At 32.6% G+C, this 23,121-nt stretch carries 16 protein-coding genes; 14 read left to right on the forward strand and 2 right to left on the reverse strand.

Annotated elements, in window-relative coordinates:
- The first annotated feature begins 17 nt into the window (after positions 1-17).
- Genes JBL43_RS08210 through JBL43_RS08230 form a run of 5 tightly spaced genes read left to right on the forward strand, consistent with a single transcriptional unit; the run spans position 18 to position 9,350 of the window.
- Positions 18-1,868, forward strand: coding sequence for a beta-N-acetylhexosaminidase (locus tag JBL43_RS08210; RefSeq protein ID WP_198840966.1), 1,851 nt, complete (start codon positions 18-20; stop codon positions 1,866-1,868).
- Between the two features lie 5 nt (positions 1,869-1,873).
- Entirely contained in the window at positions 1,874-3,340 is a 1,467-nt protein-coding gene (locus JBL43_RS08215; RefSeq protein ID WP_198840967.1) for a sulfatase family protein, read from the forward strand.
- Positions 3,341-3,371: 31 nt separating this feature from the next.
- On the forward strand, positions 3,372-5,717 hold the full coding sequence (locus JBL43_RS08220) for a GH92 family glycosyl hydrolase (protein ID WP_198840968.1): 2,346 nt from the start codon (positions 3,372-3,374) through the stop codon (positions 5,715-5,717).
- A gap of 27 nt (positions 5,718-5,744) precedes the next feature.
- The gene (locus JBL43_RS08225) at positions 5,745-7,040 is read left to right on the forward strand and encodes an alpha-L-fucosidase (RefSeq protein ID WP_198840969.1); all 1,296 of its coding nucleotides are present in this window, start codon (positions 5,745-5,747) and stop codon (positions 7,038-7,040) included.
- 12 nt (positions 7,041-7,052) lie between these two features.
- Positions 7,053-9,350 carry a family 20 glycosylhydrolase gene (locus tag JBL43_RS08230; protein WP_198840970.1) on the forward strand — a complete coding sequence of 766 codons (2,298 nt, stop codon included), beginning with the start codon at positions 7,053-7,055 and terminating at the stop codon, positions 9,348-9,350.
- Positions 9,351-9,462: 112 nt separating this feature from the next.
- On the opposite strand, the gene JBL43_RS08235 is transcribed toward JBL43_RS08230, so the two are convergent.
- The gene (locus JBL43_RS08235; RefSeq protein ID WP_198840971.1) at positions 9,463-11,877 is read right to left on the reverse strand and encodes an alpha/beta hydrolase family protein; all 2,415 of its coding nucleotides are present in this window, start codon (positions 11,875-11,877) and stop codon (positions 9,463-9,465) included.
- 130 nt (positions 11,878-12,007) lie between these two features.
- Here JBL43_RS08235 and JBL43_RS08240 point away from each other — a divergent pair, with 130 nt between their 5' ends.
- On the forward strand, positions 12,008-13,126 hold the full coding sequence (locus JBL43_RS08240) for a sialidase family protein (RefSeq protein WP_198840972.1): 1,119 nt from the start codon (positions 12,008-12,010) through the stop codon (positions 13,124-13,126).
- A 449-nt stretch (positions 13,127-13,575) separates the two neighbouring features.
- Here JBL43_RS08240 and JBL43_RS08245 read toward each other — a convergent pair whose 3' ends face one another.
- Positions 13,576-15,201: a sulfatase family protein gene (locus JBL43_RS08245; protein ID WP_198840973.1), complete on the reverse strand. Its 1,626-nt coding sequence runs from the start codon at positions 15,199-15,201 to the stop codon at positions 13,576-13,578.
- Positions 15,202-15,649: 448 nt separating this feature from the next.
- On the opposite strand from JBL43_RS08245, the gene JBL43_RS08250 reads away from it, so the two are divergent.
- The 8 genes from JBL43_RS08250 to JBL43_RS08285 all read left to right on the forward strand — a co-directional run bounded on the left by JBL43_RS08250 (position 15,650) and on the right by JBL43_RS08285 (position 23,100).
- Entirely contained in the window at positions 15,650-16,486 is an 837-nt protein-coding gene (locus JBL43_RS08250) for a prephenate dehydratase (RefSeq protein WP_198840974.1), read from the forward strand.
- Positions 16,476-17,630 carry a pyridoxal phosphate-dependent aminotransferase gene (locus tag JBL43_RS08255; RefSeq protein ID WP_198840975.1) on the forward strand — a complete coding sequence of 385 codons (1,155 nt, stop codon included), beginning with the start codon at positions 16,476-16,478 and terminating at the stop codon, positions 17,628-17,630. The genes JBL43_RS08250 and JBL43_RS08255 overlap by 11 nt, the downstream gene beginning before the upstream one ends.
- Positions 17,631-18,482, forward strand: coding sequence for a prephenate dehydrogenase (locus JBL43_RS08260; protein WP_198840976.1), 852 nt, complete (start codon positions 17,631-17,633; stop codon positions 18,480-18,482).
- An 84-nt stretch (positions 18,483-18,566) separates the two neighbouring features.
- Complete coding sequence (locus tag JBL43_RS08265) at positions 18,567-19,646, forward strand: bifunctional 3-deoxy-7-phosphoheptulonate synthase/chorismate mutase type II (RefSeq protein WP_198840977.1); 1,080 nt, start codon at positions 18,567-18,569, stop codon at positions 19,644-19,646.
- A 109-nt stretch (positions 19,647-19,755) separates the two neighbouring features.
- Positions 19,756-20,787, forward strand: coding sequence for a glycosyltransferase family 9 protein (locus JBL43_RS08270; RefSeq protein ID WP_233098720.1), 1,032 nt, complete (start codon positions 19,756-19,758; stop codon positions 20,785-20,787).
- Positions 20,788-20,833: 46 nt separating this feature from the next.
- Entirely contained in the window at positions 20,834-21,697 is an 864-nt protein-coding gene (locus tag JBL43_RS08275) for a DUF4846 domain-containing protein (RefSeq protein ID WP_198840978.1), read from the forward strand.
- A 94-nt stretch (positions 21,698-21,791) separates the two neighbouring features.
- Positions 21,792-22,352: an RNA polymerase sigma factor gene (locus tag JBL43_RS08280; protein ID WP_198840979.1), complete on the forward strand. Its 561-nt coding sequence runs from the start codon at positions 21,792-21,794 to the stop codon at positions 22,350-22,352.
- Entirely contained in the window at positions 22,339-23,100 is a 762-nt protein-coding gene (locus tag JBL43_RS08285; RefSeq protein ID WP_198840980.1) for a hypothetical protein, read from the forward strand. The genes JBL43_RS08280 and JBL43_RS08285 overlap by 14 nt, the downstream gene beginning before the upstream one ends.
- The last annotated feature ends 21 nt before the right edge of the window (positions 23,101-23,121 follow it).

The raw sequence follows: 23,121 nt of genomic DNA on the forward strand, positions 1-23,121 counted from the left end.
AATCTAAAGAAGAAATTATGAAGATTAATTTACTATTTGTTTTTTTAATAGCACTTGTATTTTCAAGTGGACTAAAAGCACAGAATAATTTTATTCCACAACCAGAATCTGTTGTTATAAAACAGGGTAATTTCATCTTGAGTAATACAACTAAAATATTTCTTCCAAAGAAATTTCAAAAAGACTTAAAACCGTATTTGTTAGCAAAACTTAAAGAAGATACTGGGTTAACATTAAAAACAGAATCAAAACGCCCAAGAATTAATTCAAACTATATTCAATTTCAAACTACAAAAGAAGCTAAGGTTGAGAGTGAAGGCTATACTTTAGAAGTTTCTGATTTAAAAATAATAATTAAAGCGAAAGATTATGCTGGCTTTTTTAATGGTTTTCAAACGTTAAGGCAAGCAATACCTTTAGGATTAGCAGAGTCGATAGTTATTCCTAATTTAATTATAAAAGACAATCCAAGATTTAATTGGCGAGGAGTTATGTTAGATGTGTCTCGTCACTTTCAACCGAAAGCATTTATTTTGAAGCAAATTGATGTCCTCTCCTCTTATAAAATAAATAAATTTCATTGGCATTTAGTAGATGACCAAGGTTGGAGAATTGAAATAAAAAAATATCCTAACCTAACTAAAAAGGGAGCTTGGAGAGGCGATAGAACAGGTATAACTTGGTGGTCTCGTAAACCAGCTACAGCTGAAGAACCCAAATCAGTAGGTGGTTTTTATACACAAGATGAAATTAAAGAAGTTATTGAATATGCAAGAGTTAGAAATGTAGAAGTTATTCCTGAAATAGATGTGCCAGGGCATAGTAAAGCATTAGTAGCATCTTATCCTGAATTGTTTTGTTATGATGATGCCAAAGCTAATTTTGAAGTTGCCGTTGGTGGAAAAGCCCCTGACAATGCTTTGTGTGCAGGTAAAGAAACAACGTATGAGTTTTTAGAAAATGTTATAAAAGAAGTAGCGGAGTTGTTTCCATCACAATACTTGCATATTGGTGGAGATGAGTGTAATAAAACGAACTGGAAAAAATGTCCATATTGTCAAAAAGTAAAGACAGAGAATAACCTGAAGGATGAAGAAGAGCTACAGAGTCACTTTATTCAAAAAGTTAATAAAATAGTTACTGCTCAAAAGAAAATAATGATTGGTTGGGATGAAATATTAAGTGGAAAAGGAGCAAAAGGAGCAACAATTATGGCATGGCGTAGAGGCAAGCATTCTCCTCAAATAGATGCTCCTAAAGAGGGTTATCCAACTATTATGACTTCTTATATCTATTCTTATATAAGTCAAGTTCAAGGGCCATCCTTTATGGAGCCAGAAGGTCCAAATGTAGTTTTACCGTTATCAAAAGTTTATAATCACGAACCTATTCCTTTAGAGTTAACAGCAGAAGAAGCGAGTAACGTTTTAGGAAATGAAACGTGCTTATGGGGAGAGTTTACGCCAACAGAAGCACATTGTGAGTATATGCTTTATCCACGTGCTTTAGCAAGTGCAGAAGTTTCGTGGAGCCAACCAAAAGTTAAAGATTGGTCGCGTTTTCAATCTGCATTAGAAAAGTGGCATTTTAAAAGATTAGAAACAGCAAAGGTAAATGTTGCAAAAAGTATGTATAGTGTTTATCTGTCATTTGCTATTGACGAATTACATAATGAGGCAATTGTATATTTACAAACAGAAACTGTAGGTTATGATATTTATTATACAACAGATGGAACAGACCCTACTATTAATGCTACAAAGTATGATGAAAATTTTAAAACATCTCCTAAAACACTTTTAAAAGCGGGTTTGTTTGATAAATCAGGAGAATTATTAGGTGAAATCACCGAACTAAGATTAAAATAAAAAAAATGAAAAAACTTAAATTGACTGTTTTATTCATGTTGGTATTCTGCTCTATTTGGGCACAAGAAAATCCAAATATTGTGTATATTATCTGTGATGATTTAGGGTATGGAGATGTACAGTTTTTAAATCCTGAAAAAGGAAAAATTCTCACTCCAAAAATAGATGCATTTGCAAAAGAGTCGATGTCTTTTACAGATGCACATTCTGCATCTGCAGTATGTACGCCTTCAAGATATGCCATTTTAACGGGACGTTATGCTTGGCGTTCAAGATTGCAAGAAGGTGTTTTAAGGGGTGGTGATGAATTTGAACCTTTAATTGACAAAAATCGTGAGACCGTGGCTTCCATGTTAAAAAAAGAAGGTTACAAAACCGCTGCTATAGGAAAATGGCATTTAGGCTTTAGCTTTTTAGATGAAAAAGGAGAACCTTATAATCTTTACAATGGAAAAAAATTAGTAGATGCTCCTTTAGGAGCACACGTACCTAACGGCCCTGTTTCTCGTGGTTTTGATTCATACGTGGGTTTCCATCATTCCGCATCTATGAGTACCGTAATTAAGGATGATAAGGTCATAGATCATATGCGACCAGTGAAAATGTTGAAGTATTTAACGGATAATGCGACAAAATATATTGCAGATAATTCAAAAAAACCGGAACCATTTTTTATGTATTTGGCATTGAACTCTCCCCACAGTCCAGTGGTGCCATCTGAAGCATGGAAAGGAAAAAGCGGAATGGGCGATTATGTTGATTTTGTAATGGAAACGGATGATGCCGTAGGCCGTGTTTTAAAAGCGTTAGAAGAAAATGGTATTGCAGATAATACTATTGTGTTTTTTACAAGTGACAATGGTTGTTCCTATCCTGTTGCAAAAGGTAAAAAATTAGAAAATGAATTTGGACATTATCCAAGTGCCGAATTTCGTGGTTCTAAATCTGATATCTGGGAAGGCGGTCATAGAATACCATTTGTAGTAAGATGGCTAGGAAAAATTGAGTCAAATTCTATAAATAATAAATTAATTTGTCAAACCAATTTAATGGCTACTTGTGCTGAAATATTAGGTTCGACGTTAGACAAAAAGGAAGGTGTAGATTCATACAGTATCTTAGCAATGTTAAAAAACAAGAAAGCTAAAACTGATTATAATTTAGTTGTACATCATTCTATAAATGGAAAATTTTCTATCCGAAATAAAAAATGGAAATTAGAATTGACTCCAGGCTCTGGTGGATGGACAGACCCAAGGGATCCGAAAGCACGTGAGCAAAACCTTCCGGAAATACAATTGTACAACATGAAAAAGGATAAAGAAGAGACTACTAATGTCTATAAAAAGCACCCTAAGTTGGTAAAGAAAATGACAGAGAAGTTAGAGCACATTGTAAATAATGGAAGAACTACATCGGGTGAATTACAGCAAAATGACGTGGTGGTTGATATTTTTAAAACAAATAAATAGTTTTTATTAAAGCAATAAATAATAAATAAATATGAGTGTAAGAACATCAAATATAATAGTACTAATAATTGGTATTGCACTAAGTTCTTTAGTAACTATTTCTTGCACTTCCTCAACAGCCGGTGAAAAGTCAGCGGCAACAGAAAAGCAACCTGTAGATTATATAAATCCCATAATTGGAGCAATTACTTATGGTAAAAAATCAAAAGATGCACATGGTTTTGGTAAGACATTTCCAGGAGCAGCAACACCTTTTGGGTTGGTGCAATTGAGTCCTGACACGTTTACAGGTGGAGATAATGGTTCAGGCTATTCGTATGAACATCCTACATTAGAAGGTTTTAGTTTTACACACATGAGTGGCGTTGGCTGGTTTGGGGATTTAGGTAACTTTTTAGTAACACCAACAACAGGCAAGTTAAAAACAAATAGAGGGGTGCCTAAAAATCCTGAGAGTGGATATCGTTCTCGATTTACCCATGATACAGAAGTGACACAGGCAGGATATTATGCTGTTACATTAGATGATTACAAGGTAAAAGTCGAGCTTACTGCAGCTCCTAGAGCAGGAATTATTCGTTTTACATATCCAAAACAAGACAGTTCAAGAATTCAAATAGATCTGTCACGTAGAGTGGGCGGAACGTCTACAGAGCAATATATAAAAGTGGTAGATGAAAATACTATTTCTGGTTGGATGAAGTGCCCGCCTGAAGGTGGTGGTTGGGGTGCTGGTGATGGAAACGCAGATTATGTAGTGTATTTCTATTGTCAGTTTAGCAAGCCCTTAAAAGACTATGGTTTTTGGAATGCTAATATACCTGATGTGCCAAGAAAAATGCGTTTTATCCGACAGGATGATTATCAATTAGCGGTAGAAAATGCTGAAATTATTAAAGGTAAAAGTGAGTTACAAGGTAAACATATTGGTTTTTTCACCAATTTTAGTACTACTGAAGGTGAAGAAGTTTTGGTAAAAAGTGGAATTTCTTTTGTGAGTGTGGATGGTGCAAAAGAAAATTTAGAACATGATATTAAGCATTGGGATTTTGATAAAACAAAAGAGGAAGCACGTAACCTTTGGAATAATGCAATAAAAGATATTACTGTTTCTGGAGGTACAGTTGAAGAAAAAACGATTTTTTATACCGCGTTGTATCACACAATGATTGATCCTCGAACATTTTCAGATGTTAATGGAAATTATATTGGTGCCGACAAAAAAGTGCATCAAACAAATGATTTTACTTATCGTACCATTTTTAGTGGTTGGGATGTGTTTCGTTCGCAGTTTCCTTTACAAACGATAATAAATCCTTCACTGGTTAATGATGAGATAAATTCTCTACTGCAAATGGCAGAATTAAGTGGTAATAACTACTTACCACGTTGGGAAATGCTGAATTCGTATTCGGGCTGTATGCTAGGTAACCCGGCAGTTTCAGTAATTGTAGACGCTTTTGAAAAGGGAATCAGAAATTATGATATAGAAAAAGCATTCAAATTTTCTAAAAACACAGTAGATCATACAGGAAATGGTGAGCTAGGATATACACCTAATAATATTTCTAAGACCTTGGAATATGCTTATTCTGATTGGGCGTTAGGGACCATGGCAATGTCTTTAGGGAAAAATAAAATGGGCGAAGAATATTTAAAGAAAAGTGAAAGTTATAAAAATATTTGGAACGATGAAGTCAATTGGTTTAGAGCCAAAGACAGTTTAGGAAATTGGTTAGAATGGAAAGGGAAAACAGTCCATGGTCAGGGTTGTATTGAAAGTAATCCGTTTCAACAAGGTTGGTTTGTACCGCATGATATTGACGGTTTAAAAAAGCTTATGGGAGGTGAAGAAGCCTTTAGAGATGAGCTTATTTCTTTCTTTGAAAAAACACCAGAAGATTTTTTATGGAACAATTATTACAACCACCCAAATGAACCCGTACACCATGTTCCTTTTATGTTAAATGAAGCAGGTGTGCCGTATTTAACTCAAAAAATTACACGACAAATTTGTAGAGATGCTTATGGAACTGATGCTTATGGATTATGTGGTAATGAAGATGTAGGGCAAATGTCAGCTTGGTATGTATTGGCATCCATCGGTATACATCCTATTGCTCCAGGCGATAATAAATATCAGATTACAAGTCCTGTTTTTAGTAAAATTGAAATCAATTTAGATACAAATTATTATAAAGGTAAAACGTTTAAAATTATTGCGAATAATAATTCAGCAGATAATATTTACATACAATCCATAAAATTAAACGACAAACCATTACAGCGTTATTGGATTACGCATCAAGAGATTACCCAAGGTGGTGTTTTAGAACTAGAAATGGGACCAAAACCCTTAATGAATACTAATAAATAACAGAACTCAAAAATTAAAATATATATTATGAAGCAAAAGTTTTTAACCTTATTTAGTCTCGTTGTATTTACGGTAAGTGCACAGCAATATTCCTATCCAATGCCTGAGTATGTTCCAACTGCAGGAAATTTAGAAGCCCGTAAAGAGTTTCAAAATATGAAGTTTGGTATGTTTATCCATTGGGGTGTTTATAGTGTGTTAGGTGACGGCGAATGGGTTATGCATCAGCAAAAAATTAAATTAGATACTTATAAAAAACTAACTAAGTTTTTTAATCCACAAGACTTTAATGCAAAAGAATGGGTTCAGATTGCAAAGTCTGCAGGTATGAAATACATTACAATTACCTCAAGACACCACGATAGTTTTAGCATGTTTGATACCAAAGCAACAGATTATGACATTATTGATGCTACACGATTTAATAGAGATCCTTTGAAAGAGTTAGCTGAGGAATGTAAAAAAGAAGGTATTAAATTGAACTTTTATTATTCTTTATTAGATTGGGCAAGGGAAGATTATAAGCTTGGAAAAAAGGGTGACGCTGTTAACTGGGATAATTATATCAAGTTTATGAAAACTCAACTAACGGAGCTACTTACTAATTATGGTGAGATAGGTTGTATTTGGTTTGATGGACATTGGGATAGAAAGCAAGCGAATTGGCATTATGATGAAATTTATTCTTTAATTCATGAATTAAGTCCAAATACATTAATAGCCAATAATCACCATATTCAACCTATTCCAGGAGAAGATATTCAAACTTTTGAAAGAGATTTACCAGGGGAAAATAAGGGAGGTTTTAGTCATGGTGTTCAAATAAGCCAACTTCCACTTGAGAGTTGTGCCACAATGGCAAAATCTTGGGGTTTTAACATAAATGACAATAAATATAAATCTACAAAACAACTTATTAACTTTTTGGTAAATGCGGCCGGTAAAAATGGTAATTTATTGTTGAACGTGGGGCCAATGCCTAATGGTGAAATTCAACCTGAATTTGTTAAAACGTTGAAAGAAGTTGGTGAGTGGACTTCAAAATATGGCGAAAGTATTTATGGTACTAAAGGAGGTGTTATTAAATCACAAGATTGGGGTACTATAACTAAAAAGGATAAAACTTTATATGTACATATTTTAAACCCGTCTTCAGAACCTTATATTTTCATTCCAGAATTAAACGAAAAAATTCGCTCAGCGACTTCTTTTGATGGGAAAACAAAAATTAAATTTAAACAAGTAAAAGAAGGTACTTTTATTTATCCTCAAAAGAATTTAAATAATTCTATTGATGTTATCATCAAACTTATAATTAAATAGTTTTAAACTTAAATGAAAAAATATTTCGTTTTATTAATAATAGTAGGTTTTTTAGGAGCATGTTCAAATACAAAACCATCATTTGTACTGGAAGATATTTCAATAGTTCCAAAACCATTGCGTTTTCAATTAAATAAAGGTTCTTTTGAAATTGAAGCGGACACAAAAATCAGTCTTCAAAACGAAAGTCAACAAAAAGCTGCAAATTATTTGTCAGGTTTGTTTAACAAAGCTGCTGGTTACGACTTAGAAATAATAAACACAAAAACGGAAGAGGCAATTGTTTTTGAAACCATAGAAGGTTTAAAAGAAGGAGCTTATCATTTAGAAGTGAATCCAACTTCAATAAACATAAAAGCCTCAGAAGAGACAGGGTTTTTTAATGGTGTTCAAACCATTCGTCAGTTATTACCTACAGCTATAGAAAGTAAAGAAAAAGTAACAGCAGATTGGTTTGTACCTTCAGTTAGTATTGAAGATGAACCTCGTTTTGAGTGGCGAGGAATGCACATGGATTTTAGTCGACATTTCTTTAAATTGGAAGAAGTAAAGGAGTTTTTAGATTATATGGCATTGTATAAATTAAACACCTATCATATGCATCTTACAGATGATCAAGGCTGGAGAATTGAGATAAAAAAATATCCATTATTGACAGAAAAGGGTGCGTGGCGAACTCCAAATAATCAAGATACAATTTGTAATACAAGAGCGATAGAAAACGAGCTCTATACTATCGATGAATCTAATTTTAAAACTATTGATGGTGAACGTAAATACGGTGGTTTTTTTACACAAGAGCAGATACAGGAAATTGTTGCTTATGCTGATGAAAGATGTATAACTGTAATACCAGAAATAGATATGCCTGGGCACTTTAAATCGGCCATAGATAATTACCCGTTTTTATCATGTAATGAAGAGTCTGGTTGGGATACTGTTTTTACATACCCTGCTTGTTTAGGTAAGGAGACCACAAATGAGTTTATGAAAAACATTTTGGCAGAAGTAATACCACTTTTTCCTGCTAAATACATTCATATAGGTGGTGATGAAGTCAATATAAAATCTTGGGAAAAATGTCCGCATTGTCAAAAAGTTATTAAAGAAAATTATTTAAAAGATGAGCACGAGTTACAATCACATTTTAACAGAGATATAGAACAGTTTTTACAATCTAAAGGTAAACAACTTATGGGTTGGGATGAAATTGTTAGTGGTGGCTTAACAAAAGATGCTTCAGTAATGTGGTGGAGAAATTGGAAGCCAGATGCTCCTAAGATAGCCGCTAAAAATGGAAATAAAATTGTAGTATCAACCACAGCAGCTTATTATTTTGACTATCTAAATGATCACAATCCTATAGAGAATATTTACGGATATGAACCGATTCCAGATAGTTTTACATCAGAAGAAACAAAGAATGTTTTAGGCATACAAGCAAATCTTTGGTCAGAGTGGATTCCTAATTTTAAAAGATTACAATACCAAGCATTCCCTAGAATACTTGCAGTATCAGAAGTAGGGTGGGCCACTAAAGAAAAAAACTTTGAGACGTTTAATAAAAGATTAGACAAGCAATATGAAAGATTAGACGTGTTAGGGGTTTACTACTATATACCCGCAGTTAAAGGATTAGAAAAAGAGATTGTCTTTGTTGATAGTACGTTGGTCAATTTAGATTTAAGCTATCCGCTTGAAGGTGTAGATATATACTATACGCTGGATGGGAGTATACCAAGTAAAGCATCTTTAAAATATGATGTACCATTTGTTGTGAAAGACATATCTGAAATAAAAGCTCGTGCGTATCGTGATGATAAATTTAACGATTTAAAAACTACAAAAGTCATTCATAAGAACTATGTGGCAGCATCAAAAAATAGCCCAAAAGAAAGTGGATTAAAAAGATGGGTAACAAACGATAAATTAAAAAAAGTAAAAGATGTTAAGGTTCCTACAACTTCTAACTGGACAAGCGTAAATACTATTAATCTTGGGAAATTTAAAGATCAATTAAATTTCTCCCTAGTTTACGAAGGTTTTTTTAAAGCAGAAAAAGATGCTGTTTACGAATTTGAGACCCAATCAGATGGAGGAGATTTATTATATGTAGGCAATACGTTAATTGTTGATAATGGTGGTTATCATGGCCCTAGAAAACGTTATGGTAAAGTAGCACTTAAGAAAGGATGGCATCCTATTTCTATACGATATAAACCAAGCCATAACCCACGAATGATTAATGTTTGGTATGCTTTACAAGGAGAAACTCTAAAACCATTAGACAATACTGTTACTGGTTATTAATTGTGAAATTAGAGTTAAGTGTAATCAAAAGGAAATTGAATTTTTGATAATAGAATTACAATCTTTTATTCTCCTCCTTTTTTCAAGGAGGAGATTTTAAAAGGTGTGTTTGTTATTTATTCTTTACATATTTTTCCAACCATTGGTCTTGTTCCCAAAGCAGATGTAAGATACTTTCTTTTGCTCTGTAACCATGACTTTCTTTTGGTAGCATTACTAGCCTTACAGTTGCTCCTAATCCTTTTAAAGCATTAAAATAACGCTCGCTTTGCAGAGGATAGGTCCCTGAATTGTTATCAGCAATACCATGCGTCATCAACAAAGGAGTTTTCATTTTATCAGCATGCATAAATGGAGACATTGCGTAATACACTTCTGGAGCTTCCCAGTAATTACGTTCTTCACTTTGAAACCCGAAAGGAGTTAAAGTTCTATTGTAAGCACCACTTCTTGCAATACCCGCAGCAAATAAATTACAATGAGATAGTAAATTGGCTACCATAAATGCTCCGTAACTATGTCCGCCTACGGCAACGCGGTTTCTGTCAATATACCCCAAACTATCTACGGCATCAATAGCGGCTTTTGCATTGGTTACCAATTGTGTTCTAAAAGTATCATTAGGTTGCTCATCTCCTTCACCTACAATTGGGAATGCGGCATCATCTAAAACCACGTAACCTTTATTTACCCAATAAATTGGAGATCCCCAATACGGAGAAATAAACTCGTTTGGGTTACTTGTATTTTGTGAGGCACTACTTTTGTCTTTAAACTCTCTTGGGTATGCCCATAAAATCATTGGCATTTTTTCTTTTTTCTCTATGTCATAACCAACCGGAAGATATAATGTGCCAGAAAGTTCTAAACCATCATCACGTTTATAATTGATAACTTCTTTATGAACATCTTGAATAGCCTTAAACGGATTCTCAAAAGCAGTCAACTGCGTTAATTTTTTATTTCGCAATTTTCTAAAATAATAATTTGGGTATTCACTTGGCGATTCAATTCTTACAAGTAGTTCATTTTTATCCACATCATAATCATAAATATCTTCAAGTTTATCGGTATATGCAGATTGGTATACACGTTCTTTTTTGTTTGTTTCTAAATTCAATTTATCCACAAATGGAAATTGTCCTTTATCAGAATAACCATCACCTAATAAATAGGTATTATTAGCCTTGTCTAGAGCTATTACAGAACGTCCCATTTCGTTTCTTTTAGTCACGAAATAACCGGGATTGGCATAAGCATCTTGATAATTTCTATCAACTAGAATTACAGGTTTTTGAGTTGCATCAGATGGGTTAAAAGTATAGGTTTTGGTATTTCTAGTGTTCCACCAATAATCAGAGGCAATAGCAATATTGTCATTTGCCCATTGAATGCCAGAATAACGATTTATAGTTTTTAAAATACTTTTACCATCTCCTTTAAACGGAGTTTCTAATTGAAAAACTTCATCTCTAAAATCGACTTTATTTTCAGGGTCACCGCCATCTAATGCTTTGGCATAAATCAGGGTTGCAGGTTTGTCAGAACGCCAAGTCATGTTTCTTCTACCTTTTTTAACTGCCATAAAACCTTGCGGTAAGTCTTCTAATAACGGAGACTCTAACACATTCGCTATTTCCATACCATTTTTAGCATAAATTTTAGTTTTAGAAGGAAAACGGCCATAAGTAACAAGATATGAAAATGGTTTTTGAATAGAATTTACCATTACGTATTTTCCATCAGGTGAAAACGTAATAGATCCATACATATCAGTTTCTAGCCATTTAAGCGTATCTCCATTTAAAGAAATTTTGTATAATTCTGATAATGCCAATTGTTCAAAATTATGTTCGTCATTAGGATTTTTTAATAAATCTTGATAAGTTCTATTTTGAGCTTTTTTACCATCATTAACAGAAACTGTTGGTCCTGTAGGGATGGCTTCACTCGTATTAATCAATTCTTTTCTATTTTCAGAAAGCATTTTTACCAAGACAGATTCGCTGTCATTAAACCAATTGATAACATCTCGCATGTTTGCATTGATTTTTGGTTCTGTTAATTTTCTAGCACTTACAGAAGCAATGTCTATTACCCATAATTCAACACCTTCAGGTGTAGTTTGTGTAAAGGCAATCTTTTTTTGATTAGGACTCCAACTAAAATTGGCAATTCTTGGGTTTTTGGGTAAACCTGAAATTTGCAATAGTTCAGCTTTTTTATTGGCTAAACTTTGCATTTTAATATTGTTATAGTAGTTAGTTCTACTACCAATATTAGTTTTTGGATTTATTCGTAGTCCTCCCAAGCGTAGCTCATCTTCAGAAAGTTCAGCAATGGTTTTAAAGGAATCTCTGTATAAAAAAACCATAACAGATTTATTGTCATCCATAATAACTGATGGAGCCAATGGCACATCAACTAAATCTAAAATTTCTTTTGAGGGTTTCTGATAGGTTACATTTACTTGAGCATTTACTTTTATTATAAAAAGTAGGAGGAAAGCATAAATAATTGGTTTCATAGTTGTCTAGAATTATGGGTTGGGTTACTATAATTATAAAATCTTCAGCAATTTAGGAAGAAATACTCGGTATTTAAAATTATAAGTATAGCTTTACGATATGCGTTTAAAGCTAAACCAAAACTAAATAATGAATAAATTAATTTTAATAGCCGTTTTATCTTTCTCATTGTACACAAATGGGCAAAAATTGGAGACTAAAATGAATTTGGAAAAAATTGTATTTACAGATTTATTTAATTCCTCTATGGTGGATAGCGTTAGTTGTTACCGCATACCTTCATTAGTTACTGCTCCAAACGGAGATCTTATTGCAGCCATTGATGAGCGTATACCTTCTTGTGGTGATTTAAAATGGAGTAAAGAAATTAATATAGTTATTAGAAGGAGTTCAGATAATGGCAAAAATTGGTCTGATATAGAACGAGTAGTCGATTTTCCATATGGACAATCAGCATCAGACCCTTCTATGATTGTCGATACTAAAACAAATGAAATTTTTATGTTCTATAATTATATGAATTTAGAGAAGGAATTAAATGTTTATTATTTACATGTTACTAAAAGTTCAGACAATGGGTTAACGTGGTCCAAACCCGAAGATATTACCTCTCAAATTGCAAAACCTGAATGGCACAACGATTTCAAATTCATTACTTCTGGCAGGGGGATTCAGACCAGAGATGGTCGGCTATTACATTGCATGGTGAATTTAGAAAGCGGCATGCATGTTTTTGGAAGCGACGATCATGGTAAGTCATGGTTTTTTATAGATAGTCCCTTAAAACCAGCAGACGAATCTAAAATAATTGAATTGGTTGACGGAACATTAATGATTAATGCTCGCGTCAATAAAGCGGGAATGCGTTATACCCATACTTCTAAAGACAATGGAAAAACGTGGAAAACCGAACCGCAAACCGAGTTGATTGACCCTGCTTGTAATGCCAGTATCATAAGATATACTTCAATTGAAGATGGTTATAAAAAGAATAGATTGCTTTTCTCGAATGCCAACAGTAAAGATAAGCGAGAAAATATGTCTGTAAAGATAAGTTATGACGAAGGGAAAACATGGTCAAAAGGAAAGACTATCTATGCGGGAAGTTCTGCCTATTCCTCTTTAACCATTCTTAAAAATGGAGATATTGGTTTGTTTTTTGAAAAGGATAATTATACTGAAAATCCTTTTGTGAGCTTTTCGCTAGAATGGTTAACGGATGGGGAGGATCGATTGATCAAGAGGTAAGTCTAAAAAAACCACCAGTTACAAACTGTCGAGAACAGGGGGAATAATAAGGACTAATAAAAAAGAGACTAACATATACTTAAAGTAATTTTCCAGTTCATTTTATGCTCTTCATCTGAGAAATCTTCATATTTTTTCATAATGTCTTTATACCAACTCTTATAATAAATGATTGCTAAATTTAAAATTAATAAAAGAATTAATAAAAAACGAACAATAGTTTTCCTAACTTTTCGTAAACATTATAATCCAATATCTTTTTAATAAAACTAAAAATGACCAAAATATTGAAACCTTCTACAGTCGCAAAAACCATCGCTGCAGTTCCAACTGCAGTTGATTTATCTTTTTTTCTTATTGATCTATAAATATAGTAATATATAAAAAAGTAAACTTTTTTAATCATTATTAACTTTATTCCTAGCTCCTGTAAGTTTTACTAGTGAAAACTAATGTTTTTTCTTATCCTTATACAATTCAATATAATGATTATCCAATGTTTCTGAATCTTTATATTTTGCTCTAACCTCTTTTAATTTTTGCTTCATTTCTGTAATAGTATCTGCATAGTTTTTGTCATTGATAAGGTTATTCATTTCTTGCGGATCTTTTTTACGGTCATAAAATTCCCATTCATCAATGTCGTAGTAAAAATGAATAATTTTAAATTCTTTAGTAGCAATACCATAATGACGTTTTACAGCATGTTCTGCAGGATATTCATAATAATGGTAATACACAGCATCTCTGTCCCATTTTTCTTTTTCTCCTTTTAAAAGAGGCACTAAACTTTCACCTTGCATTTCTTCAGGAGCTTCAACACCTGCTATATCTAGAAAAGTTTGAGCAAAATCAAGATTTTGAACCATTTCATCTTCTGTTGTTCCTGCGGTAATTTTATTTGGCCATTTTATCAATAAAGGAGTTTTAAAAGATTCGTCATACATAAAGCGTTTATCAAACCAGCCATGTTCACCAAGATAAAAACCTTGGTCAGAAGTGTAAACTATTATTGTATTTTCTGATAGTTTTTCTTCATCAAGATAATCTAACACTCGTCCAACATTATCATCAACAGAAGCAATAGTACCTAAATAATCTTGTAGATAGCGTTGGTATTTCCATTCCATTAATTGTTTGTCGTCCATCGTAGGGTATCGCTTTTCAAAATCTGTAATAATAGGATTGTAAACACTATCCCAACTGCTACGTTGCTCAGCAGTCATTCTTTTTATTTCAGACCTTCCCATTCCATCAAAAATGTTTAGTTTTTTTAAGACCTCTTTGTCTATTTTATTATCATAAGCTAAATGCATATGTTCTAGAATATTCATTTCGGCAGTTTTAGCCGCAGTTCTACCTTCGTAATTATCAAATAGAGTTTCAGGTAATGGGAATGTTTTTTTAGTATATTCAGTATAATATTTTTTAGTAGGATACCATGCTCGGTGTGGTGCTTTGTGCAAGTACATCAGAAGAAATGGCTTATCAGCTACTCTTCTATTTTTTAACCAATCTAACGCCAAGTCAGTAGTAATATCAGTTACATAACCATTTATTGTGGTATCACCTTTTTGAGTAATAAACTGAGGGTTATAGTAACTGCCTTGCCCAGGTAAGATTTTAAACTCATCAAATCCCTTGGGGTTGTTACCAAAGTGAAGTTTACCAAACATTGCTGTTTGATAACCTGCATTTTGCAACAATTGCGGGAAAGTAACATTGGTGGTGTCAAATGAACTCAAATTATCAATTTTTCCATTTAAATGACTATGTTTTCCTGTAAGGATAACCGCTCTTGATGGCGAACAAATAGAATTAGTAACACTTGCATTACTAAACAACATGCCTTCGTTGGCAATTCTATCTATGTTTGGGGTTTTTATTAATTTATCAGAATAGGCACTTATCGCTTGATACGCATGATCGTCTGACATTATAAAAACAATATTAGGTTTTTTATTTTCTGTAGTTGGTGTTTTGTCGTTTTTTTGTTCAGTTTTACATGATGTCATAAATAACAAAATGCTGGTTAATACTGCAAACTTGAATGTGCTGATTGGGTTGATGGTCATTTTAAAAAAGATTATTGCTTATTGTGTAAAGTTAAACTTATTAATTCTTTTTTTGCTAAAGTTGCTTTTTTATCAGAAACCAAAAAATAACTTTTACTATAATTTAGGCTGAGGGCATCTTTTAGTCTTTTATTAAAAATGAAAGTTAGGTATTATTGAAAATTCAATAAAAAAGAGTATATATCACTAAAAATAATTTGTTTATTAAATTTTTAATAATAGATTTGTCTTTTCAAACAGAGAAAATGAATTTATTTAACACTTGGCAAGCTTATTTCTACTTCTTTTATTTTTATAAGATGGAGCGAGGCTTTGTTGGTGTTTTAGAACAATAATTTGTAAACACAATCATATATAAGCCTCGTTAATTCGAGGCTTTTTTTATGAATTGATTTAAACTTTTTAAGATAGATTAAGTTTTAACCAATTCAATTGTAAATTTTTAAACATGAATATTGCTATTCAAGGTATTTTAGGCTCATTTCACCACATCGTGGCTCATCAATATTTTGGTGAAGATGTTAATTTAACAGAGTGCTTGTCTTTTGATGTAATGCCTCAACTAATTAATTCTAATAAAGTCGATGGTGCGGTTATGGCCATTGAAAATACATTAGCAGGTTCTATTTTATCAAATTATGCTCTGATTGATGAATTTGATTTAAGAATTCATGGCGAAGTACATTTGCCTATTCATCATAATTTAATGGCATTGGAAGGGCAGTCATTATCTGACATAAAAGAAGTCTGGTCGCATCCTATGGCAATATTACAATGTAGAAAATACTTTAGAGATTATCCAAATATAAAATTAGTTGAAGAAAGTGATACGGCAGAGGTTGCAAAGCAAATTCAAGATAAAAAGTTGATGGGTATTGCTGCTATCGCGAGTAACATGGCTGCGGAAATTTATAATTTGAATATCATTGAAAGTGAAATACAAACAAGGAAGCTAAACTATACCCGCTTTTTTATCTTAAAGAAAAGTAATGGTAATATCAAAAGCTCTACAGATGTTAATAAGGCGTCATTGCGTTTTGTAACACACCATCATACAGGAAGTTTGTCTGAGGTATTACGTATTTTTGCAAGCTTTAATATGAATCTGTCTAAAATACAATCGTTACCAATAATAGATAACCCTTGGAATTATTCTTTTTTTGCAGATGTTGTTTTTGATGATTATCAACAATTTCAGAAGGCGATTATAGAAGTTAAAAATAAAGTGAGTGATTTAAAAGTAATTGGAGAATACAAACAAAGTAAACGTAAGCATGACAGCTAAAGCCAACAGATTAAATAGCGTAAAAGAATACTACTTTTCTCGTAAATTAAGGGAAGTTCGTCAGCTTAAGGCAGCTGGCAAACCGATAATTAATATTGGTATTGGAAGTCCTGATCTGGATCCACCAATTACTGTAAGTAGAGCAATGCAGAATGCGTTAGAACAAAATAATATTCACGGTTACCAAAGTTATCAAGGTTTACCGGAGTTTAGAGCTGCCATTTCTAATTTCTATAATAAATATTACGATGTTGATATAAACCCAGAGAATGAGATTTTGCCTTTAATGGGTTCCAAAGAAGGTATAATGCACATTTCAATGGCATTTTTAAATGTAGGTGATGAAGTTTTAATTCCAAATCCTGGTTATCCTACCTATACTTCAGTTACTAATTTATTAGAAGCTCAACCTGTGTATTACGATTTGGTTGATGAAAACAATTGGTTACCTGATTTAGAAACTTTAGAAAAATCTGATTTATCTAAAGTTAAGTTAATGTGGGTAAATTATCCTCATATGCCAACAGGTAAAAAGCCAACAAAAGAGTTGTTTAAAAACCTGATTGCCTTTGCGAAAAAGCATGATATTATTTTAATAAATGACAATCCATATAGTTTTATCTTAAATGATAATCCACTTAGTATTTTAAATATAGATGGAGCAAAAGAGGTGGCGTTAGAGCTAAATTCACTCAGTAAAACTTTTAATATGGCAGGTTGGCGTGTAGGGATGCTATTGGGTTCCGCTGAGCATATGAATACGGTTTTACAAGTAAAAAGTAATATGGATTCTGGAATGTTTTATGGAATTCAACAGGGAGCAATTGCAGCCCTACAATCGGATTATAGTTGGTTTAACAACTTAAATATTATTTATGAAAAACGTAGAAATATCGCTTGGAAGATTGCGGATGCGTTAGGTTGTACATATGACAAGGATGCCTCTGGACTGTTTGTTTGGGCAAAATTACCAATTGGATTAACGGCAGAGCAAACAGCAGATGATTTATTATATACCTATGATGTGTTTCTAGCTCCAGGTACTATTTTTGGAACCAATGGAGAAGGCTATATAAGACTTTCATTATGTGTTACAGAAGAAGTGTTGAGCGAAGTATTAAGTCGAATATTGAGAGCTAATTAAATGGAAAAAGTAGTTGTTATCGGTTTAGGGTTAATAGGAGGTTCAATGGCAATTGACCTTAAGAAAAATGGTAATTATCATATTATTGGAATTGATAGAAATGTAAATCATACTAATAAAGCATTGGAATTAGGCATTATAGATGAAATTGGAGCTGATTCAATTTTAACTGAAGCAGACGTGGTAATTGTTGCCGTTCCTGCCGATGCAATACCTCCAGTTACAAAATCGGTTTTAGATCAAATTAATGAAAACACATTGGTTTTTGATGTAGGGTCAGTAAAAGGGCAAGTATGTAATCAGGTAAAAGAACATCCAAATAGAAGGAATTATGTAGCAGCCCACCCTATTGCTGGTACTGAGTTTTCAGGACCGGAAGCAGCATTTAGTGGTTTGTTTACCAATAAGATTAATATAATTTGTGAAAAAAAGTTATCAGATAAAAACATATTAGAAAAAGCATTGCAAATTTTTGATAAATTAGAAATGCGAACCACTTTTATGAAAGCTGATGAGCATGATAAACACATTGCTTATGTTTCACATTTATCGCATATAAGTTCATTTATGTTAGGTAAAACGGTGCTAGAAATTGAGCCAAATGAGCACAATATTTTTAATATGGCAGGGAGTGGATTTAGATCAACGGTGCGTTTAGCAAAAAGTTCTCCCGCAATGTGGACACCTATTTTTTTGCAAAACAAGGAGAACGTTTTAAAATCGTTAACCGAGTATATAAAAAACCTAGAAACCTTTAAAAATAAGATTGAAGAGGGGTCAAATGAAGAAGTTTTTAATATTATGGAGAACACAAACAGAATTAAAAACATACTAGATGGTATTGTTAAGTAATTAATCATCTAGAAATCAATAAGTAAAAAATAATTAATAATAAATATAATACGCAGTAGTATTTAATCGCAAACAGAAGAAATTATGGAATCAGTAGACTTTTCAACATGGTTAAAGAAGATGGAGTTAAACCATCCTTTAGTAATTGCCGGACCATGTAGTGCAGAAACGGAAGAGCAAGTTTTAAAAATAGCTCATCAATTAAAAGAAACGGATGCTACTGTTTTTAGAGCAGGTATTTGGAAACCAAGAACACGTCCAGGAAATTTCGAAGGCAATGGTGTAAAAGCATTACCATGGATGGCTAAAGTAAAGGAAGAAACAGGAATGTTAACTACTGTTGAAGTGGCAAATGCAGAGCATGCTAAGTTAGCTTTAGAATTTGATATTGATATCATTTGGATTGGTGCAAGAACAACTGTAAATCCTTTTGCTGTACAAGAAATTGCAGATGCATTGGCAGGTACTGATAAAATAGTGTTAGTAAAAAATCCTATAAATCCTGATTTAGAATTGTGGATTGGTGCTATTGAGCGTTTACATACTATGGGAATAAAGAATTTAGGAGCTATTCATAGAGGCTTCTCATCTTTTAAAAAGACGAAATATAGAAACACACCACAATGGCAAATTCCTATTGCTTTAAAACAAAGGTTTCCAACATTGCCTATTATTAATGATCCTTCGCACATTTGTGGTGAGCGTGAAGGTCTTTTTGATGTATGTCAGACTTCTTTAGATTTAAAATTTGAAGGCTTAATGATAGAAACTCATTTTGATCCAGATAACGCATGGAGTGATGCTAAACAACAAATTACACCAGCTAGATTAAAAGAAATTACAGAAGAGCTTAAAGTTCGTAAAGGTAGAGTTGAAGAAAAAGATTCTTTAGCTAAATTGAATAATTTAAGAGCTGAAATCAATGTATTAGACAAACAATTAATTGATTTATTAGCTGATAGAATGGATGTTGTTGAAAACATTGGTAAGGTGAAAAAAGAAAGTAACGTTGCTATTTTACAACGTAGCCGATGGTCAGAAGTAATGCAAGGAATGGTTAATGAAGGTAAACTAAATGGGCTTAGCGAAGATTTTATAGAAAAAATATTCAAATCTATCCACCAAGAGTCTATTGAACATCAAGAGAAAATTGTAAATAACTAGTATTCAATTTTTGAAATAGATTTAAAGATTAAGTCCTACATGGTTTTCAAAACTATGTGGGATTTTTTTATAATAGAGGTGTTATTTTTAGTATTTTTATTCGAAATTTATGGACTCTAAATCAACACATATATTAGTTATTCGTCTCTCTGCAATGGGCGATGTGGCGATGGTCGTTCCCATTATTAGAGCTTTGGTAGAACAATACCCAACAGTTAAAATAACAATGGTTTCCAGGACTTTTCTCAAACCTTTGTTTGATGATATTCCTAATGTGCACTTTTACGCCGCAGATGTAAAAGGAACACATAAGGGTCTTATGGGTTTGTATAAGTTGAGTAAAGAATTGAAACAATTGAAGTTCAATGCATTTGCCGATTTACATAATGTGTTGCGATCAAAAGTGTTGCGATTTTTTCTTTTTGGGATAAAAATGGCGGTAATTGATAAGGGTAGGGCGGAAAAAAAAGCATTAACACGTATTGAGAATAAGATTTTTAAACCGCTTAAAACTTCACACGAACGTTATGCGGATGTATTTGGAAAATTAGGTTATCCAATAAATTTATTGAATCCTATTTTTCCAGAAAAAGAAAAATTATCAGAAAGGATAACTAATCTAATAGGTTTAGATCATAAAAAGTGGATTGGTATTGCTCCTTTTGCACAGCATCAAGGTAAAATGTATCCATTAGATTTAATAGAAAAGGTAATTGATAAGCTGACGGTATCTAACAATTATAAAGTATTACTGTTTGGAGGTGGTGAAAAGGAAATAAAGGCCTTAAACGATCTAGAAAACCGTTATTCAGATACTATTACGGTAGCCGGAAAGTTAAATTTTAAGGAAGAGTTAGCTTTGATTTCAAATTTAGATGGTATGCTTAGTATGGATTCTGCGAACGGACATTTATCGGCCATGCAAGGCGTAAAAACCATCACCATTTGGGGTGTTACCCATCCCTATGCAGGATTCACTCCATTTAACCAACCGCAAGAGTATCAAATTTTACCAGATTTAGAGAAATATCCGAAGTTACCATGTTCAATTTATGGTAATAAAATTTGTGAAGGCTATGAAGATGTAATGCGGAGTATTGATCCACAAACTGTGGTCGATAAAATTGCTGAGATCATTTAATAGGTTTTGTAAACTTTTATGGAATAATAGTTGATAATCTAATCACATGACAAAAAAAATTACAAGTATTATTCTGTTAATTGTACTTTTTTCCTGTAAAAAGGAAAGTATATCACAGAATTCGTTAATTACAGCCATTGCTCCAACAGTAAAACATAATCTACTCAATCCTGACGGAAATACGTTAAAAACTAGATTTCATCCACCAATCGGCTATAAAAGAGATTCACTTCAAAAAGAATCATTTGGCTATTTTTTACAAAACTATCCTTTAAAAGAGCATGGCAAGCAAGTTCAGATTTATAATGGTAATTTAAAGAACCGACAAGACGTGCATGCTGCTATTTTTGATGTCAGTGTTGGCAAACGCGATTTGCAACAATGTGCAGATGCCACCATGCGTTTACGAGCCGATTATCTCTACCAACAAAAGAAATATGATAGCATTCATTTTAATTTCACTAACGGGTTTAATGCTAATTATAGCAAATGGAGAACGGGTCAACGAATTTCGGTAAAAGGAAATAAAGTAAGTTGGTATGGTGGAAGTTCTAAAAGTGACTCAAGATCTAGCTTCGATAAATATTTAACCATGGTCTTTAGTTATGCCGGAACCCTATCTTTAGAGAAAGAGTTGAAGAAAATTTCAATTAGTCAAATGCAAATAGGCGATATTTTTATTCAAGGAGGTAGTCCCGGTCATGCCGTAATTGTGGTAGATATTGCTAAAAATATAGCGGGTAAAAAGCTATTTCTACTAGCACAGAGTTATATGCCTGCACAAGAAATACATGTTTTAAAGAATTTTAACAATACGGAAATTTCCCCTTGGTATAATGCTGAAAACTTGGAACAGTTATATACTCCAGAGTGGAATTTTACTAAAAATGATTTAAGAAGATTCAATTAAACAGTGCCGTTTTCGAATCTTTTTAAAAATTTATTTTACTTCAGGCAACTATTTTTAACATCGCTGCGTCTATATAAATAGAAAACAAAAACAATTGAAAATCATTTCATTTTATACCAACGAAAAACAATTGATAAATAAGGCTGCTGCTGAAAACAGGCAAGCACAGCAGGCGTTGTATGAAAAGCATGCACCAAAAATGTTAAGTGTATGTAGGCAGTATATTAATGATTTGCATTTTGCAGAAGATGTAATGATTAATGGGTTTGTAAAAGTTTTTAAGCATTTAAGTTCGTTTAAACACGAAGGCAGTTTTGAAGGTTGGATACGGAAAATTATGGTAAGGGAATCTATTTCACACCTTAGGAAACAGCAATTTGTGGTTTATGACGATGATATTATTGATCGGAATAATGATGTTGAAACTTTTACTTCTGAACTAGACGTTGCTCACATTCAGTTGTTAATTGATGCGTTACCTACAGGTTATAAAACGGTGTTTGTTTTAAATACTGTAGAGGGTTATAAACATCAAGAGATTGCTAAGATGTTAGATATTTCAGAAAGTACATCTAAATCACAATTGTTTAAAGCACGAAAAATGCTTCAAGAAAAATTAAAGCAGCAGAAAATTATAGGTTATGGCACAAAATAAATTTGAACAACATATAAAAGAGGAGCTAAATAGGCGAGAAATTCAACCATCTGATAATGCATGGAACAAAATTTCTAATAAATTAGAACCACCTCAAAAAGAAAAGAAACCTCGTTATATGTGGTTAGGTGTTGCCGCAAGTTTTGCTGGATTACTTATTATTTCAACAATATATTTCAATTATGATAAAACTGATAGTAATGATAGTAATACTGTGGTTGAAACTAATAAAGAAAATATTGAAATTATAGAAAGGGATTCAAATTCATTAGCAAAAGAAGTTGAAGAAAATCAAATTGCAAATACAGAGGTGGTAACACCAAGTAATAGTAAAGAAGGTTATAAAAAAGAAAAAGTTGAGAGGTTAGAAAAAGAAATTAAAAAACCAATAATAAATGAAGATAATGCGATGGCTATAGTTCAAACTCAACAGAAAGTTAAAAATGACAAAGTCGTGTTTAGTCAAGAAGAAATAATACAACAAAAAATTGCTGAAGTAGTTGCTAAAGTTGATAAACTTGAGAAAGATAGCAGCACTTTAACAGATTTAGAAGTTGATGCTTTAATTCTTCAAGCTCAAAAAGAAATATTGCAGAACAAAATATTTCGCCAAGATCGTTCTGTTGATGCTATGGCTTTATTGAACGAAGTTGAAGGAGAATTAGAAAGACCTTTAAAAGACAAACTTTTCGACTTACTTAAAAAAGGAATATTAGAAACAAAAAATGCCCTTGCCGATTCAAATTAATAATTAAAAAAAATTTAACAA

Origin of the sequence: Aureibaculum flavum (assembly GCF_016406085.1) — a bacterium.
Taxonomy (GTDB): Bacteria; Bacteroidota; Bacteroidia; order Flavobacteriales; family Flavobacteriaceae; genus Aureibaculum; species Aureibaculum flavum.